Annotated in this window: 12 protein-coding genes and 1 tRNA gene; 11 read left to right on the top strand and 2 right to left on the bottom strand. The window is 63.1% G+C overall.

The window, feature by feature from the left end:
* Positions 1 to 5 precede the first annotated feature (5 nt).
* The 9 genes from AC0L3C_RS07120 to AC0L3C_RS07080 all read left to right on the top strand — a co-directional run bounded on the left by AC0L3C_RS07120 (position 6) and on the right by AC0L3C_RS07080 (position 8,732).
* Positions 6 to 983: an NAD(P)H-dependent flavin oxidoreductase gene (locus tag AC0L3C_RS07120; protein ID WP_473407517.1), complete on the top strand. Its 978-nt coding sequence runs from the start codon at positions 6 to 8 to the stop codon at positions 981 to 983.
* Between the two features lie 17 nt (positions 984 to 1,000).
* Positions 1,001 to 2,077 carry an NAD(P)H-dependent flavin oxidoreductase gene (locus AC0L3C_RS07115; protein WP_473407516.1) on the top strand — a complete coding sequence of 359 codons (1,077 nt, stop codon included), beginning with the start codon at positions 1,001 to 1,003 and terminating at the stop codon, positions 2,075 to 2,077.
* 75 nt (positions 2,078 to 2,152) lie between these two features.
* Positions 2,153 to 2,440 carry an Asp-tRNA(Asn)/Glu-tRNA(Gln) amidotransferase subunit GatC gene (gene gatC / locus AC0L3C_RS07110; protein WP_473407515.1) on the top strand — a complete coding sequence of 96 codons (288 nt, stop codon included), beginning with the start codon at positions 2,153 to 2,155 and terminating at the stop codon, positions 2,438 to 2,440.
* Between the two features lie 20 nt (positions 2,441 to 2,460).
* A complete protein-coding gene (locus AC0L3C_RS07105) occupies positions 2,461 to 2,685 on the top strand; it encodes a hypothetical protein (protein WP_473248009.1) in 225 nt (74 codons plus the stop codon).
* On the top strand, positions 2,682 to 4,157 hold the full coding sequence (gatA, locus tag AC0L3C_RS07100) for an Asp-tRNA(Asn)/Glu-tRNA(Gln) amidotransferase subunit GatA (RefSeq protein ID WP_473259598.1): 1,476 nt from the start codon (positions 2,682 to 2,684) through the stop codon (positions 4,155 to 4,157). Before AC0L3C_RS07105 ends, gatA begins: the two co-directional genes overlap by 4 nt.
* Positions 4,148 to 4,453, top strand: a complete 306-nt coding sequence (locus AC0L3C_RS07095) for a hypothetical protein (protein ID WP_473407514.1) — start codon at positions 4,148 to 4,150, stop codon at positions 4,451 to 4,453. The genes gatA and AC0L3C_RS07095 overlap by 10 nt, the downstream gene beginning before the upstream one ends.
* The gene (locus tag AC0L3C_RS07090; protein ID WP_473277924.1) at positions 4,450 to 5,346 is read left to right on the top strand and encodes an FkbM family methyltransferase; all 897 of its coding nucleotides are present in this window, start codon (positions 4,450 to 4,452) and stop codon (positions 5,344 to 5,346) included. Before AC0L3C_RS07095 ends, AC0L3C_RS07090 begins: the two co-directional genes overlap by 4 nt.
* The gene (gatB, locus tag AC0L3C_RS07085) at positions 5,343 to 6,827 is read left to right on the top strand and encodes an Asp-tRNA(Asn)/Glu-tRNA(Gln) amidotransferase subunit GatB (protein ID WP_473407513.1); all 1,485 of its coding nucleotides are present in this window, start codon (positions 5,343 to 5,345) and stop codon (positions 6,825 to 6,827) included. Before AC0L3C_RS07090 ends, gatB begins: the two co-directional genes overlap by 4 nt.
* Before the next feature lie 1,638 nt (positions 6,828 to 8,465).
* Positions 8,466 to 8,732: a hypothetical protein gene (locus AC0L3C_RS07080; RefSeq protein ID WP_007611206.1), complete on the top strand. Its 267-nt coding sequence runs from the start codon at positions 8,466 to 8,468 to the stop codon at positions 8,730 to 8,732.
* Positions 8,733 to 8,910: 178 nt separating this feature from the next.
* Here the strand turns inward: AC0L3C_RS07080 and AC0L3C_RS07075 are convergent.
* Positions 8,911 to 9,003 (bottom strand) — tRNA-Ser (locus AC0L3C_RS07075).
* Positions 9,004 to 9,658: 655 nt separating this feature from the next.
* On the opposite strand from AC0L3C_RS07075, the gene AC0L3C_RS07070 reads away from it, so the two are divergent.
* The gene (locus tag AC0L3C_RS07070; protein ID WP_473259607.1) at positions 9,659 to 12,274 is read left to right on the top strand and encodes an O-linked N-acetylglucosamine transferase family protein; all 2,616 of its coding nucleotides are present in this window, start codon (positions 9,659 to 9,661) and stop codon (positions 12,272 to 12,274) included.
* A 496-nt stretch (positions 12,275 to 12,770) separates the two neighbouring features.
* On the top strand, positions 12,771 to 14,366 hold the full coding sequence (locus tag AC0L3C_RS07065; RefSeq protein WP_473407512.1) for a porin: 1,596 nt from the start codon (positions 12,771 to 12,773) through the stop codon (positions 14,364 to 14,366).
* Positions 14,367 to 14,898: 532 nt separating this feature from the next.
* Here the strand turns inward: AC0L3C_RS07065 and AC0L3C_RS07060 are convergent.
* The gene (locus AC0L3C_RS07060; RefSeq protein ID WP_473407557.1) at positions 14,899 to 17,322 is read right to left on the bottom strand and encodes a lytic transglycosylase domain-containing protein; all 2,424 of its coding nucleotides are present in this window, start codon (positions 17,320 to 17,322) and stop codon (positions 14,899 to 14,901) included.
* Between the last annotated feature and the right edge of the window lie 220 nt (positions 17,323 to 17,542).

Genomic DNA, 17,542 nt, shown 5'->3' with positions numbered 1-17,542 from the left:
GAGCCATGCCGATCGCGACGCCGCTGACCACGCTATTGGAGATTGAGCATCCGATCCTGCTGGCGCCGATGGACGTCGTAGCAGGCAGCCGCCTCGTGGCGGCGGTGAGCCGTGCCGGGGGCTTCGGCATCCTGGGCGGCGGCTACGGCGAGAGGATTTGGCTGGAGCAGGAGATTGCCAAGCTCGCCGGCATGAAAGCGCCGTTCGGGATCGGCTTCATAACTTGGAGCCTCGCCACGCGGCCCGAACTTCTCGACATCGCACTCGCCGCAAACCCATCCGCGATCATGTTGTCGTTCGGCGATCCCGCACCCTTTGCGGCCTGCATCAAATCCGCCGGTGCCCGCCTGATCTGCCAGGTGCAGGACGAGACGATGGCGCGCCAAGCGCTCGATGCGGGCGCCGATGTCCTGATCGCACAGGGGACGGAGGCCGGCGGTCACGGCGCCTCGCGCACCACGATCGATCTGGTCCCGGCAATCGTCGATCTTGCCGCGGGTCGAGTGCCGGTGCTAGCGGCCGGCGGTATTGCCGATGGGCGGGGACTTGCGGCCATGATGATGCTCGGTGCAAGCGGCGTGCTGCTCGGCACGCGCTTCTACGCGAGCCAGGAGGCCGATGGCGCGGAAGAGGCCAAGCGGCGCATCTGCGCGGCAGATAGTGGCGCAACGGTGCGGGGCATCATTTTCGATCTCTCCCGCAACAATGTCTGGCCCGCGCCGTTTACCGGCCGGTGCCTAGTCAACGATCACGCCAGACGCTGGATCGGCCGCGAGGTCGAACTGATGCAGAATGTCGCCGCAGTCGGGCCCGCCTATGCGGCTGCGAAGGCCGCCGGGAATTTCGACATCGCCGCGGTGATCGCGGGCGAGGCGGTCGGCCTGATCCATGATATTCCACCGGCGGCTGAAATCATCGAACGTATCGCGACCGAGGCCGAGCAACTGCTAGCCGGCCGGCGTAATTCCAGCGTGTCCGCCTAAACTGCGAGAGAACAACAATGTGGCCGAACCGTCGATTGATCGATCTCTTCAAGACCGAATTCCCGATCGTGCTGGCGCCGATGGCTGGCGTGATGGACGCGGAGCTGGTGATCGCCGTTGCGCAAGGCGGGGGGCTCGGCTCGCTGCCGAGCGCGATGCTGTCGCCGGACAAGGCGCGTGAGCAGGTCAACATCATCCGGCAGCGCGTCTCCGCGCCGGTGAACATGAATTTCTTCTGCCACACACCGGTCGAGCTCACGGCCGAGGCGGAGGCGCGCTGGAAGCAGCGCCTCGCGGGCTACTACAATGAGCATGGCCTCGATCCCGCCGCACCCATCAATGCCGCGAACCGCGCGCCGTTCGACGCCGGCTTCTGTCAGGTCGTGGAGGAGCTGAAGCCGGAGATCGTCAGCTTCCATTTCGGCCTGCCGGAGGCCGCGCTGCTCAAGCGGGTCAAGGCAGCAGGATGTCTCGTCATCTCCTCGGCGACGACGGTGACGGAAGCGGTCTGGCTCGAGCAGCACGGCGCTGATGCGGTGATCGCACAAGGTGCGGAGGCCGGCGGCCATCGCGGCATGTTCCTGACTGACAAGATCTCGGAACAGCCCGGCACCTTTGCGCTGGTGCCGCAGGTGGTCGACGCGGTGAAGGTCCCGGTGATTGCGGCCGGCGGCATTGCGGACGGCCGCGGCATCGCAGCCGCCTTCGCGCTCGGCGCGGCCGGCGTGCAGATCGGGAGTGCCTATCTGCGCTGTCCGGAATCCAAGGTCAGTGCGGCGGCACGCGCGGCGCTCGCCGAGGGGCGGGATGATTCCACCGTCATCACCAATGTCATGACCGGGCGGCCGGCGCGCGGCGTCCAGAACCGGCTGATGCGCGAGGCCGGCCCGATTTCGCCGGACGCGCCGCCATTTCCCCATGCCGCAACGGCGCTGGGACCGCTGAAGGCGGCTGCCGAAAAGCAGGGCAGGGTGGATTTCACAAATCTCTGGGCCGGGCAGGCGATCGCCTTGGGTCGCGAGGTCCCGGCAGCCGAATTGACCCGCGATCTCGCCGAATCGGCCCTGGCTCGCATGAAAGCTCTCGCCGGATAGGTCCGCCGCCGGTTGCGGCGCAAAAGCGGCCTCTGCTATACGGCACATAGGTTTTGCCGTGAGAGGCCTTATATAATGTCCGTCGACGCCGCTACCGTCCGCCGCATCGCCCATCTGGCGCGCATTGCGGTTTCCGAGGGCGAGGTTCCGCATCTGCAGGGCGAGCTCAACGCCATGCTCGCCTTTGTCGAGCAGCTCTCGGAGGTCGATGTCGAGGGCGTGGAGCCCATGACCTCGGTCACCCCGATGCAGATGAAGAAGCGGCAGGATGTGGTCAATGACGGCGAGATCGCCGGCGATATCGTTGCCAACGCGCCCGCGACCGAAGGTCACTTCTTCCTGGTGCCCAAGGTAGTTGAATAGTTCAATTCAGGACGCTGTCGATGTGCATGCTTTGCGACGACGAGAAGGCCTATCAGGCCTATATGAACTATCTCGACAAGATGGAGCGGCAGGGCAAGGCTGCCGATCCCAATGTCGCCGTCAATGCCGTGCTCGACGAGATCGAGGCGGCTGCGAAAGCGGCCGCCAAGAAAAACGTCACGCAAGACGACCCGGCCAACGACAAGTCCCTGTCTCCGTTCTTCTGCAGCCCGATCAATAAATGACTGATTTGACATCGCTGACGCTCGCCGAGGCCCGCAAGGGCCTCGCGGCCAAGACTTTCACGTCCCTCGAGCTGACCGACGCGCATCTGAACGCGATCGAAGCCGCGCGCGTGCTCAATGCTTTCGTCATGGAGACGCCGGACCAGGCGCGGACCATGGCGCGCGAAGCGGACGTCAGGATCGGGAAGGGCGATGCGGGGCCGCTCGCCGGCATTCCGCTCGGCATCAAGGACCTGTTCGCGACCAAGGGCGTGCGCACCACGGCGTGCTCAAAAATCCTCGGCAATTTCGTGCCGACCTACGAGTCCACCATCACCTCGCAGCTGTGGCGTGACGGCGCGGTGATGCTGGGCAAGCTCAACAATGACGAGTTCGCGATGGGCTCATCGAACGAGACCTCGTGCTTCGGCCCCGTCGGCAATCCCTGGCGGCGTGATGGCTCCAACACGACCCTGGTGCCGGGCGGCTCGTCCGGCGGCTCGGCCTCCGCTGTGGCGGCTCTGCTCTGCATGGGCGCGACCGCGACCGACACCGGCGGCTCGATCCGTCAGCCGGCGGCGTTCACTGCAACCGTCGGCATCAAGCCGACCTATGGCCGCTGCTCGCGCTGGGGCATCGTCGCCTTTGCCTCCTCGCTCGACCAGGCCGGTCCGATCGCGCGTAGCACGCGCGACGCCGCGATGCTGCTGCGCTCGATGGCCGGCCACGATCCGAAGGACACGACCTCGGTCGACATGGCCGTGCCGGACTACGAGGCCGCGATCGGCAGGTCCGTGAAGGGCATGAAGATCGGCATTCCCAAGGAGTACCGTCTCGACGGCATGCCGGCCGAGATCGAAAAGCTTTGGGAAGCGGGCGCGACCTGGCTGAAGGCGGCTGGCGCCGAACTCGTCGAGGTGTCGCTGCCGCACACCAAATACGCGTTGCCGGCCTATTACATCGTGGCGCCGGCGGAGGCGTCCTCCAACCTCGCGCGCTACGACGGCGTGCGCTTCGGCCTGCGCGAGCAGGGCCGGAACATCAACGAACTCTACGAGAACACCCGCGCCGAGGGTTTTGGCGCCGAGGTGAAGCGCCGCGTCATGATCGGCACCTACGTGCTCTCGGCCGGCTATTACGACGCCTACTATTTGCGAGCCCAGAAGGTGCGCACGCTGATCAAGAAGGACTTTGAGGATTGCTTCGCCAAGGGCGTCGACGCGATCCTGACGCCGGCGACGCCGTCGGCGGCCTTCGGCATCGGCGAGAAGGGCGGCGCGGACCCCGTCGAGATGTACCTCAACGACATCTTCACGGTGACGGTGAACATGGCGGGCCTGCCGGGCATTGCCGTGCCCGCCGGCAAGGACGCGCAGGGTCTGCCGCTCGGCCTGCAGCTGATCGGCCGGCCCTTCGACGAGGAGACGCTGTTCTCGCTCGGCGAGGTGATCGAGCAGGCCGCCGGCCGCTTCACGCCGGCGAAATGGTGGTGAACATGGCGGCGTATATCGCCAGCCTCGACGGCGCCGCGCCACCGCCGGATCTCAGCGCGCCGCTCGCCGGCTTGTGGTGGGCCGCCAAGGGTGACTGGGACCAGGCGCACAGAATCGTCCAGGACGAGAGCAGCCGCGAGGCCGCCTGGGTGCACGCCTATCTGCATCGCGTCGAGGGCGACCTCGGGAATGCCGGCTATTGGTACCGCCAGGCCGGCCAGCCCGTGGCAACGGATTTGCTTGAAGCAGAATGGCAACGCATCGTCGATGCGCTGGGTGGGAGTGCATCCGCATGAGCGAGCCTCGTTTCACGGGTCCGAAGGCGAAGCCGGAGGATTTATTCGGTCGTTTTCGAGAGATCGTTTCCGATCCGCTCAACCTCCTGATCGAACGCGTCCCGATGGCAGGCTGCGTCGAAGGCGACCAGGTCTATCTGCATAACGGGCTGAAGGTTCCGGGCATCGGGCCCGGAGCCTATTACGGACCTTTCAGCAGTGTGCTCATCATCAATCGCGGCGTCCACGAGCCGTTGGAAGAATATGTCTTCCAGGAATTGCTGAAGCGGCTGGGCGAAGCGCCCTCGATGGTCGAGCTCGGCGCCTATTGGGGTCACTATTCGATGTGGCTCAAGAAGGCGCGGCCCAAGGCCGAGGTCATCCTGGTCGAGCCGGATCCCGCTTGCCTGAAAACCGGCCAGGATAATTTCGCGCGCAACGGACTGCGGGCCGAGTTCGTCAAGGCCTTCGTTGGCAAGGGCAAATTCGAAGTCGACGCCTTCTTCAGGGACAGGAAGATCAAGCATCTCGACATCTTGCATGCCGATATCCAGGCCTTCGAAGTCGAGATGCTGCAGGGCGCGGAGAGCGTGCTTGCCAAACGCCGCGTCGATTATCTCTTCGTCGCAACCCATTCGCAGGCACTCCATCACGACGTCGTCGATCGTCTCAAGGCGCACGGCTACCGCGTCGAGATCTCCAGCGATTTCGAGGAGCAGAGCACGTCGTTCGACGGCTTCGTGTTCGCCTCCTCGCCGGAGGTCGACGCGCTGTTCGGAGAGATCGAGGTGATGGGCCGCCGCGAGATCGCGTTGCGCCAGCCCGCCGATGTACTCCGGTCGCTCAACGGGCTTCTCGAAGCGGGTGAAGCGCGAGCGGCCAAGGGATCAGTAGAGGAACCAGTCGAGCCATGAACGCACCTGCCGCACCCCACAAGCTTCTCAAGGGCTCAACCGGTGACTGGGAGATGGTCATCGGCCTGGAGGTCCACGCTCAGGTGACGTCGAACGCGAAACTGTTCTCCGGTGCCTCGACCGCGTTCGGCGGCGAGCCGAACACGCATGTGTCGCTGGTCGACGCGGCGATGCCGGGCATGCTGCCGGTCATCAACGAGGAATGCGTCAGGCAGGCTGTCCGGACCGGACTCGGGTTGAACGCGCAGATCAATCTGCGCTCGGTGTTCGACCGCAAGAACTATTTCTATCCGGACTCGCCGCAGGGCTACCAGATCAGCCAATACAAGTCACCGATCGTCGGCGAAGGCCAGGTCGTGGTCGAACTGGACGGCGGCAAGACCGCCACGATCGGCATCGAGCGGCTGCATCTGGAACAGGATGCCGGCAAATTGCTGCACGATCAGTCGCCGACGATGTCCTATGTCGATCTCAACCGCTGCGGCGTGGCGCTGATGGAGATCGTGTCGAAGCCCGACATCCGCGATGCCGAGCAGGCCAAGGCCTATGTGACCAAGCTACGCTCGATCCTGCGCTATCTCGGCACCTGCGACGGCGACATGGAGAAGGGATCCCTGCGCGCCGACGTCAACGTCTCCGTGCGCAAGCCGGGCGCGCCGCTCGGCACCCGCTGCGAGATCAAGAACATGAACTCGATCACCTTCATCGGCCAGGCGATCGAGTACGAGGCGCGGCGCCAGATCGGAATCCTCGAGGAGGGCGGCGCGATCGACCAGGAGACCCGGCTCTACGACCCGAACAAGGGCGAGACGCGGTCGATGCGGTCCAAGGAAGAGGCGCACGACTACCGCTACTTCCCCGATCCCGACCTGCTGCCGCTGGAGTTCTCGCAAAGCTTCGTCGACGAGCTGAAAGCTGAGCTGCCCGAGCTGCCGGACCAGAAGAAGACGCGCTTCGTCGCGGATCTCGGCCTGTCGGCCTACGACGCCAGCGTGCTGGTCGCCGAGCGCGAGAGCGCGGTGTTCTACGAGACCGTGCTGGAGAAGCTCGCCAACCGCGCGCGCGACGGTAAGGTCGCTGCCAACTGGGTGATCAACGAGCTGTTCGGCCGTCTCAACAAGGAAGGCCGGGATATTACGGACTCTCCGGTCGATGCCGCACAGCTCTCGGGGATCATCGACCTGATCGGCGAGGGCACGATCTCCGGCAAGATCGCCAAGGATCTGTTCGAGATCGTCTGGCAGGAGGGCGGCGATCCTCGCGCGCTGGTCGAAAGCCGCGGCATGAAGCAGGTCACGGATCTTTCGGCGATCGAAAAGGTTGTCGACGACATCATCGCGGCCAATCCCGACAAGGCGGCGCAGGTCAAGGACAAGCCGCAGTCACTCGGCTGGTTCGTCGGCCAGGTGATGAAGGCATCCGGCGGCAAGGCCAACCCGCAGAGCGTCAACGAGCTGCTCAAGTCCAAGCTCGGCATCTGACCTCGCGCGTTCGAACGAGGTGACGGACAGGCGTCGTCACCTCGCTTTCGGTTCGCGATGCGACGCTCGCGCGCATCCGCGGCGACGAACTTCATCCCGATCGAGCGCGATACGCCGACCGAATCGCCATCGCGTGATTCGCGCAAAACGGGGACTTGCACACGCTCCAACGAGCGCTCGCGCCGTTAATCATGAAAATATTTTCGTTGCCAAAAGTCGCGACTCAGAGTCCGCGAAGCGCCTTCGCGAGGCGCTCGCGCGATTGGCAGGATGCATCATTGCAACGATCGCGCGCGATGCACGCGTGCTGGAAAAGACTTGCTGCATAGTGTTTTTCTACAATCGCATCTTTTGCAAAGGTCGATGCCGCGGGCACTCTCCGCGATCGCAAGCACATCTCATGCAGTCCGTATGCATCGCGTTCGCCAGCGCAGGCGCGTTTCGCCGTCAACACTTCTTTAAGCGAGACGCTGTTTTTTTCGTTGTGTTGGTGTATTCGGGATGAGTGTGCACTCGATCCCCGACTGCATGCAGCGATTAAGCCATCTCACACATCGGAGGGCAACATGGCCAAGAAAGCTAAGAAGGCAAAGAAGGCGAAGAAGGCGAAGAGCGCAGTGAAGAAGACTGCGAAGAAGACCCGCAAGGTCGCCAAGAAGAAGTAACTTCGCTTTTTGAAGTTGCCGGCTCCTAGAGAGCCGGCACGTCATCAGCGCCTCTCAAAAGGTTCTGGTCGACGATAGAGGGTGTCGGCGAGACATCAGGTCAACGGTCGGATCGTTCTCTTCGCGGGTTCGCTCGCTAAGCCCGGTCCGGCAGAAGAAACGAGTTTTCTTCGTTCGGTGCGGTTCTCCGTAAGGGCTCCGCAATTTCACCGGCGGCCTTCGGGCCAACGTGGAATCTGGTCCTGACGTGTTCGCCGACGCCCTCGTTCTCATGAGGCCGGGGTATTGCCGGCATTCCCTTATCCCGACATTGTTGATCTGACCGCGGCGTGGCCGTTCTGCCCTTGTGCAGTCAGGGCTATCGCATATGACGTCTCAGCGTGCCTGAGCGAGCGCCTCGTCCTTCGCGACGGCCGCTTCGCCGGATGAGGCACAGCTGCATCCATCTGCGTTGATGCTGCCGCATCCTGATCCCTCATCCTGAGGGCCCGCCGCAGGCGGGCGTCTCAAAGGATGGCCGCTGTCGAGCTTCCAGCCATATGTTTCTTCATATGCGCGCCCTGCTCGAGCAGGGCGGCCGCGGCGCAATGGGGCGCCGTTCGCGCGCCGCTTGCGGTGAAACAATTGCTGTCTCTGGAATTCGGTGACGACAGCGGACGGGGACACCACAGGACGCGCCTCACCGTGCGCAATGGTTATCGTTCTCCCAAAATCCCAAGGTAAACCGAATCTGACGAATTGCAGAAGTGCCTGCAAAATGGGGACTTCTTGCATTTGTCGCGCGCGCCTGGCGCGGGCGCGTTTACGTCTGCTTCATCGCGATACTTAAACTGCCATTCAAATTTGCCCGCCATCATTACCTCCAACAAGCCGGCAAACGGCACGGGCAAGAAGCCTCGGGGATGAGTTGAACAGTTGATTGGACGGGAGCCGCGCTCGGGGGACGGGACGGCACAAAAAAAGGGGATGCGTTATGTTTCAGGGTACTTTCGATCTGGAGACCGCGACGCCGATCGACGCAGGCGCGCTGTCGGACGTGCTGTTCGAGCGCGGCCTCTATTGGGCGAGCGGACGCTCCGGTCTCGTCGATCTCGTCGCCGCGCACAAATGGTTCAATCTCGCCGCGCTCAAGGGCCGCAAGGACGCCGTGACGCTGCGCCAGGAAGTCGCCGGACAGATGTCGGATGCCGATATCTCGGCCGCCCAGCGCGAGGCGAGGGCGTGGGTCTCCGCCCACTGAGCGGTGAAGCACGTCCGAGCCCTCGTTTCGCAGGTGAAGCTGATTTGTGCTGAATCAGGTTCCCTCGTGGTCCGCCAAGCGGATCCCGTTCGGCACGAGGCTGTCACCCATGTCTTAGGTACGTTCCGTTCTTAGGTACGTTCCGTTACCCATGTCTTCGGGCCGGACAGCCGCGGAGTGGCGGAGAGGGAGGGATTCGAACCCTCGATACAGCTTGAGACCGTATGACGCTTTAGCAAAGCGTTGCCTTCAGCCACTCGGCCACCTCTCCGGTGCGAGCCTTATGCATCTAATTACTTGGGCTGGTCAATTTGGAAGCGTGTGTTTTTGCTCGAATATTCCCAGCGAATTCCGAAACCAAGCGGTTTGCTCCCGGCGCGAGAACGTAACGCCGCGATAACGGACGCAAAGCTGGAGGTTTTGGCGCTTGTATTAAGAGTGGTTCTGGCGCGGAAAAAAGCTCGCTTTACCCGCATAAATAATTGATTTTGTTTCAAAATTTGATCGGATGGCCCGCGCGGGGGACGACTGCCTTCGTTGCCGACCGCCTCTATCAAGCGATTCATTTGCAAGTGATTGATTTGATTTTCTCTTTCCGCGATTCGCCGCGCGCTATGGAGCGGTGATTGCCCTCAGATCGGCCGACGAGGTCCCGTGTCAGGCTGCGGAAGGGCGCTCTCACTATTAGTCGGGATAACTCGCTTGCCGGCCGAGGAGCCGCCCCGTCGCGCCAGGCGTCGCCGCAATCAGAGTCTGTCCTGGCGCGCTTTCGGTTGGAACGGCGCCCTGGAGATCATAGCGGCGAGGGGCTGCCGGGCTGGCACGCTTCGCCCGTCCCTCGACTGCCGGGCTACGCCGCTGCGGTCTCATCTTGCAATGTCGGGGCCGATGGTATGATTGACCGACGTCCCGAGGGAGGAATGGACTTGGCGGGTGAACTGCAGACCAAATTTCGACGTGCTGTCGAAGCCTTTCACGCCCATGATTTGGTCAAAGCGGAAAGAATACTGCAGCAGATCGCCAAATCCGCCAGGAACATCTTCGAAGTCGAACATCTCCTGGGCGTGGTGATGCTCGTACAAGGCCGATTTGCCGAGGCCGAAATGCATCTCAGGGCGGCCGTGGCCCTGAACGGAAGCAGCGACGAGGCCCTCAGCAATTATGGATATGCGCTCAAAGCGCTGAACCGGCCTCAGGAAGCCCTGGCCTATTTCACGCGCGCATTAGCGGTGAATCCGCGCAATCCCCTTTCGTATCACAACAGAGGCACGATCCTTGCCGAGTTCGCGCGAAGCTATGGCGAAGCGATTGAGCAATTCGACAAGGCGACATTCTACAATCCGAACTTTGCCGATGCCTACGCAAGCAAGGGCGGCTGCCTTGAAAAGCTCAGGCGTTACGAGGATGCCCTCGTCGCCTACGACAAGGCGTTGTCGATCAGGCCTGACCTGGAGACTGCATGGCTTGGTCGAGGCAATGCACTCCGGAATCTCAGGCGGTACGACGACGCATTTGCCACGTACGACAAGGCGCTGTCGGCCAGGCCGGACGTCCCGAGTGCATGGGTTGGCCGAGGTGAAGTTCTCACCGATCTCAAGCGCCACGACGAGGCGCTTGCCGCGTATGACAAGGCGATCTCGATCAAGCCTGATCTCGAGGGCGCGTGGGTTGCCCGAGGCCATCTTTTCTGGAGCCTGAAGCGCTACGACGAGGCGTCGGCAGCCTACGACAGGGCGCTCTCCATCAACTCCGGCCTCGAGAACGCGTGGCTTGGTCGGGGCAATGTGTTCTTCGATCTCAAACGCCTTGACGAGGCGTTCGCTGCCTTTGACAGGGCGTTGGCGATCCGCCCTGATCTGGCGGAAGCCTGGCTTGGCCGCGGTAATGTTCTCACCGAGCTCAAGCGCCGCGACGATGCACTCGCTGCGTACGACCGGGCGCTCTCGAGCAAGCCTGATCTCGCCGAGGCATGGCTCGGTCGCGGCAATTTGGCGTGGGGGCTGAAGCGCTACGAGGAGGCTCTTGCCGCGTATGACAAGGCGCTCGCGATCAAGGCCGACATCGAGGGGGCCTGGATTGGCCGGGGCAACGTCTTTATGGAGCTCGGGCGCTATGACGAAGCCTACATCGCCTTCGACAAGGCGGTGTCGATCAGGCCTGACCTCGAGGGTATCGAGGGTTTGCGTCTTCTTGCGAAGATGAACCTGTGCAATTGGGACAATCTGGACGAAGAGATCGGCCAATTGACGGCGGCAATACGGCTCGGGAAGGCCAATAGCTCTCCCTTTGCTTTGCTGTCCCTGACGGATTCTCCCGATGATCAGCTCAGCTGCGCCAGGACCTGGGTGAGGGCAAAGCTCCCGCATGTGTCCAAAACGGGGCCACGGGGTGAAATCCGTCGCCACGACAAGATCCGGGTCGGGTATGTTTCACCTGATTTTCGCAAGCATCCGGTCGGGTACCTCACCGCCGAGATATTCGAGAATCACGATCCCGACCGCTTCGAGACGTATGCGTTTTCAATCGGTCCTGACGACAACAGCGATCTGCGCAAGCGGCTCGAAAAGTCATTTCATCGCTTTGTCGATTGCGAGCACAAGCTCGACGGTGAAGTCCTGAAAGCGATCGACGATGCGCAGATCGACATTCTCGTCGATCTTGCAGGCCATACGCACAATGCCAGGCTGTCGTTGTTCGCATCCAGCGCGGCTCCGACCGCCGTCAGCTATCTTGGGTTTGCGGGGACGTTGGGGAGCAGGGAGCTAGTCGACTACATCATTGCCGATCAAATCGTGCTGCCGGATCAAAACAGCCAATTCTTCGACGAGAAAATCGTTCGCTTGCCCGGCAGCTTCATGCCGCGCGACAATCACGTCGGGACAATCGACGATGCTGCGCCCAATCGGGCCGATCACGATTTGCCGCAGGAATGGACTGTGTTTTGCTGCTTCAACAATGCCTACAAGATCAATCCGGCTGTCTTTGGCTCCTGGATGAACATCTTGAAGAGCGTGGACCAGTCGGTCTTGTGGCTGTCCGACGTGGGCGAGATCGCAAAATCGAATCTGCGGAAGGAAGCCAAGGGCCGGGGCGTCGATCCGGATCGCCTAGTGTTTGCAAGGCGCGTTGCGTCTTCGTCCGAACATTTGGCGCGCCATCGCCTCGCCGACCTCTTCCTGGACACGCTGCCCTACAACGCGCACACGACGGCCAGCGACGCGTTATGGGCCGGTCTGCCGGTGGTGACCCAAATCGGGAATAGCTTCGCCGGCCGCGTGGCGGCGAGCTTGCTGAGCGCTGTCGGCCTGCCTGAGCTGATCACGCGAACCCGTGCGGATTATGAGTCACTCGCGATCGAGCTGGCGCTTGATAAACAGAAGCTGGCGGATATTCGCGGACGCCTGCAGGGGAGCCACCTGACCGCATCACCGTTTGATGCGGTGCTCTACGCAAGGCGGTTGGAGACGGCTTACGAGGCTATGTATCAACGACATCAGGCCGGCTTGCCGCCGGATCATATCGACGTTCAAGCGCGCGGATGAGGACGGCCGTCGCGGCCTCCTGACCAGACCGGGCAACTCCGGAAGGCGCGCGCCGAGTCCCTGGATGATTCCCGATTCTGGCGCGTCAAAGCCGCAGAAGAGCTTCTCTGGGGATATTGGACTCTCGCCGGAACTTTTGGCGGCAGATGGAACCTGTCGAAATAATCGAACAAATTCAAAGCCTTACAAAGTCGTTCCGATCACATCTGCGTGTTATTTGTGCAACACCCGCCGGAAAACAAGCTGCATCGGCCGGTTCTGAAGCGTTCTGTTGTTGTGTGTGCAAGGACGTTCGGTAATTGTGACTGAGCGACGGAGGGGGGCATCCCGAGGTCGTCCCGTCTTAGGTGGTTCGCTTAAGTCCCTCGCGTTCAGCGGGTGTGTCCGAAGGCGCGAAGCGACTAAGCGGTGAATTTAAGGGACAAGGGAACCAACCTTAGGGTGTCTTCACCCAGCGGATCCGGAACCTTCCCTATGGCAAACTTGGAGGTTTAACATGAAGTTGGTTAAGAGCCTTTTGCTCGGTTCCGCAGCGGGTCTGATCGCTGTCGGCGGAGCGCAGGCAGCCGATCTCCCCGTGAAGGCCAAAGCGGTCGAATACGTGAAGATCTGCTCCCTGTACGGTGCGGGTTTCTACTACATCCCCGGCACTGATACTTGCATTAAGCTGGGTGGTTATCTGCGCGCTGAAGTCGCGCTGAACACCAACTCGGATTTCAGCGGCCAGTTCACCTCGAACGCTGGTGGTCGGAACCGTCTGACGAACTACTACACCATGCGCGCTCGTGAAGATCTCAACATCGACACGCGCACCGCGACCGAATACGGCGTTGTCCGTACCTTCTTCGACGGCGTGTTCTCCTGGACGACCGGCAACTACGTCGGCACTGGTTCGGCCACCGGTACCACCGCCTACAGCGGTACGATCGCGGCTGCGACCAACCCGGGCGCCACCACCACGGGCCTGTTCGGTTCGAGCTCTGGTTCGGTCAACGGCACTGACGGCAACACTTCGGCCGGCTCGCTCGGCGTGTACTACGCCTTCATCCAGTTCGCCGGCTTCACCATGGGTAAGGCCGTGTCGCAGTTCGACGCGCCCTGGACCAACTATCCCGGCAACAACTTCGACGGTCTCGTCGGCGGTTCCGGCACGGTCACTGGTGTCAACCAGTTCACCTACACCGCTGACTTCGGTCAGGGCGTGACGGCAGCGTTCTCGGCTGAAGATACCACCCAGTACTATCAGGCCGGCAACCTGAACATGACCGGCGCGTCTGCGGCCGGCATGCTCGGCGGCGCTTATGGCTCCAACGCCATCGGCGGCACCCGTTCGCCGAACCTCGTTGGTATGGTGCGTGTCGACCAGGCTTGGGGTCTCTTCCAGGCGTCGGTGGCTGCGCATGACAACCACGTCGGTTACTACGGCGGGTCCGAGGCCACTGGCCACCCCGACGACAAGTGGGGCTGGGCAGTTCAGCTGGCTCTGTCGATCAAGAACATCCCGACTGGTGCGGGTGACGTGATCAACATTTCGGGCGTCTACACCGACGGCGCCACCCGCTACAACTTCCAGAACCTGGCGGGCAGCACCTACTCGATGTTCGGCGGCTCGAACATTGCCTACGGCAGCGTTGGTTTCGCCACCGCTCCCGACACCGTGTACATCACGGGCAGCCAGCAGGAAACGATCAAGACCTGGGGCTTCCGCGGTGCTTACACCCATAACTGGGATCCATACTGGAACACCGCGATCTACGGTGCCTACGCTCAGGCGCAGTACGGCACTCTCGCCAAGACCACGCTCTGCGGCGCTGGTGGTGCTGGTGGTGGCGTGTTCGGTGCTGGGTTCGCCGGCGTGACCTCGTGTAACCCGGACTTTGCGATCGGCCAGGTGGGTATCATCACCCGCTGGACCCCGGTCAAGAACCTGACCTTCTCGGCCGACGTTGCCTGGACCCACCTCGACCAGAAGTACGCTGGTACGGTGACCCCGGCTGCCCTGATCGCTGCCCCGGCCAAGCCGGCTGCGACCTACGAGTTGCGGGATCAGGACTCGGTCGTTATGCTCCTCCGCGCTCAGCGCAACTGGTAAGTTCGGTCTAACGACCTGACAGAGAGCCCCGGCGGGAAACCGCCGGGGCTTTTTCTTTGTCCGGTGATAGTTGTCTTGCCTCTGCCCGTCGCGACCACGTTGAAGCGTCGCTGTCCGTTGCTCGATCGCTCGTCATGACCTGATCCAAGCTGCTGCGGGAGAGGGGATCTCTGCGTTGCACGCCATCCCGACGGAGCGCGTGGCTCTGACCGTCGCTGACGATGTGGACCTGCGAACGCCCGCCTATCTGATGTTCAGCCGGAAGGGATCGCCCCCCTCTTGGAGCCCCAGGGCAATGGAGAACTCGCCAATCTGATGGCGACACTGCGGCCCCGAAGCGTTTGGCAGCTCCACAAGATACTGACAGCTCCCAAGGGTCTGGCAGTCTCCAGCATTCAGGCAGCCCCAAAGCGCGTAGCGAGAAAGCCCGCCTGACGATCGCGCTCCAGAGCTCTTCTTTAGTGGCTCAAGTCTCGGCGACGATGGCGCTCGCCACTAATGGGCCTGGCACCGAGTCGGGGAAGGGTGACCGCTATTCCACGCTGCCGGCGCCGCGGCGCAAATCGGCCTCGATCTGCAACCGCGTGCCGCCGCCGAAGCGGGCGCGGTAGACCTGAAGGTTCTCCATGATCCGCTGCACGTAGTTGCGCGTCTCGGAGAACGGGATCAGCTCGACCCAGTCGACCGCGTCGACCTTGGGGTCGCGTGGATCGCCGTAGCGATCGATCCACTTCTTCACACTGCCGCGGCCGGCATTGTAGGCGGCGAAGGTCATGATGTAGGAGCCGCGATAGTCCTCGAGCAGCCCACCGAGCTCGGCCGAGCCGAGCGTGGCGTTGTAGGCCGAATCGTTCTTCAGACGCGCCAGATCGTAGGTCCCGCCGTGCCGCTTGCAGACATAGCGCGCGGCGTCCGGCGTCACCTGCATCAGGCCATAGGCCTGTGCCGGCGAGACCACACGGGGATTGAAGGCGCTCTCCTGCCGCGCGATGGCGTAGATGATGCTGCGCTCGACCTCGGGGCCGATCGGCGTGAACTGCGGAATGCCGTTGACGGGATAGGCATAGAAATCGAACGGCAGGCCGCGATTGAGCGCGGCCTTGCCGAGCAGCAGCATGCCGCGCGCGTCGTTGTGGCGCTGGGCGAGCTCGCCGAGGCCGGCTAGCGCTTCGGGATCGCCGTTCTCGCCCATGTCGGCGAGCAACGGTATCGCCATCTCGCGCTCGTCGAGTTCGTAGAGCAGCTGCGCGGCGCGCACGATCTCCAGCCGTTCGGCACCGCGGCTGCGCGGCGGAGCGTTGAGCTCGATCTGCGGCAGGCCGAGCTTGGCGCGTGCGAGCTGGCCGTAATAGCTGGTGGATTGCTCGGCGGCCCGCGCGTAGGCGTTGCGCGCCTCCTGCTGGCGGCCTGCAGCTTCGGCGGCGCGGCCCTGCCAATAGCCGGCGCGCGCCAGCGTGGTCGGATTGACGCTGCCGATCCCGATGCGGGCAAAATGCTGCGTGGCGGCCGCGGGATCGTTGAGGAAGCGCAGCGCGATCCAGCCGGCGGTGAACTCCTGCTCGGTCTTGTAGATGTCGCGCGAGGGCAGGGCGGCATCGCGCGCGATCAGATAGGCGCTGCGGAATTCCTCGGTGTCGATCATCTTGCGCGCCAGCAGGCGCCGCTCGATCCACCATTCGTCGAGATTGTAGAGCCGGCCCGGATCCTTCGGTGCCGACAGCATGAGCTGGGCGGCCTCCGCAAATTTCTCCTCGCGCCGCAGCAGCTGGATCTTGCTGAAGACGAAGCCGGGATCGCCGTGCAGCTCGCGCGGCACGGCGTCGAGCAGCGCACGTGCGTTCGGCGCTTTCTTGAGGGAGGCGATGCGGGCCTTGGCGAGTGCGACATAGCCGGCGCCGAGGCGCTTTGCAGCACGCAGTGCGGCCTCGTTCTCGCTGCCGTAGAGCAGCGTGTCCATCCGCGCCTTCTGATCGCCGGGCGTCAGCAGTGCGCCGAACTGGTCGAGTGCGTTGTTCTCGGTGTCTTCCGACATCGGGTCGCTGCGCCAGGCATCGCGCACCAGACGTTCGGCGTTGGCGCGGTCGCCGCGCGCCAGCATCGCCTTGGCGAGCGTGAAGCGGCCCTTGGCAGACACGGGGGATTCGTTCTCGAACCACGACCACGCGACCTGGTCGTCGCGCCTGTCGTCCCACATCGCGGCCTCCAGGCGCCGGCGCAGGAAGGTTTGCGACGGCCAGCTCGGATTGGCGGAGAGGAAGGCGCGGTAGCGCTCCACGGTCGCGCCATTGTCCTCGCTGCGAAGGATGATCCATTCCGCGAGTTTTCGCGCCACGGGATCCGAGATCGTGGCTGCCGCATTGGTGGCGTCGCCCGCCTTGCGCTTGCGCACGAGCTCGATCACGGTCTCCAGCGTGTCCTTGTCTGCTTGCGACGTCGAGGAGGTCGCGGCAATCGCGGCCGGTGTGACCGGCTTGCGCGGGGCGGCATGCTGGCGGGTCGCCGGAGCCAGGACAGGAGCCGCGACGGGCTTGGGAGCGGCCGGGGCAGTCGGTCTGACGGTGGCCGTCGCCGCCGGCGCGGGTGCGGTCTTCGGGACCGAGCCGCCAGCGGTCGGCTGAGATTTCGGCGCGGGAGCCGCTGCGGCGGGCTTCGGCTTGTCTTTGGGCTTGTCCTTCGCGGGATCCTTGCCGGCGTTCTTGCCAGCATCCTTGCCAGCATCCTTGCCAGCATCCTTGGCAGGCTTCTTCGCGGCATCCTTGGCGGGGGCACTGGTCGCGCCCTTGCTTGCGCCCTTGGTGGCGTCCTTCGAAGTCTCCTTGCCGGTTCCCTTGGGTGCCCCCTTCGCAGTGTCCTTGGCGGCAGGCTTGACGGCAGGTTTCGCGGTTTCCTTCCCGGTTTCCGCGATTGTCTCATTGGATTTGGCCCAGGCGGCGCAGCCGGCCGACAGCCCTGCCATCAGGCACACGATCAGACCGGTGGATCGCCATGCGGCGCGCGGAAAGGAGATCACGGCGTTTCGTCGCCCCGAATCAGTCAATTGGCTCAAGACCAGCTGTACAAGATCTGGCTGTATTTGATTGAATATGCGGACAAAATACCAACAGCCGCTTACCTTTGCCGGGTTTGCACCACCACCGCGGCAAAATCGCGGCCTAAACGGTGCGTCACGCCGAGGC

The sequence above is a fragment of the Bradyrhizobium sp. WSM4872 genome (assembly GCF_055811715.1).
Note: the sequence above shows the minus strand (reverse complement) of the source record. Positions and strands in the feature narration are given on the sequence as shown.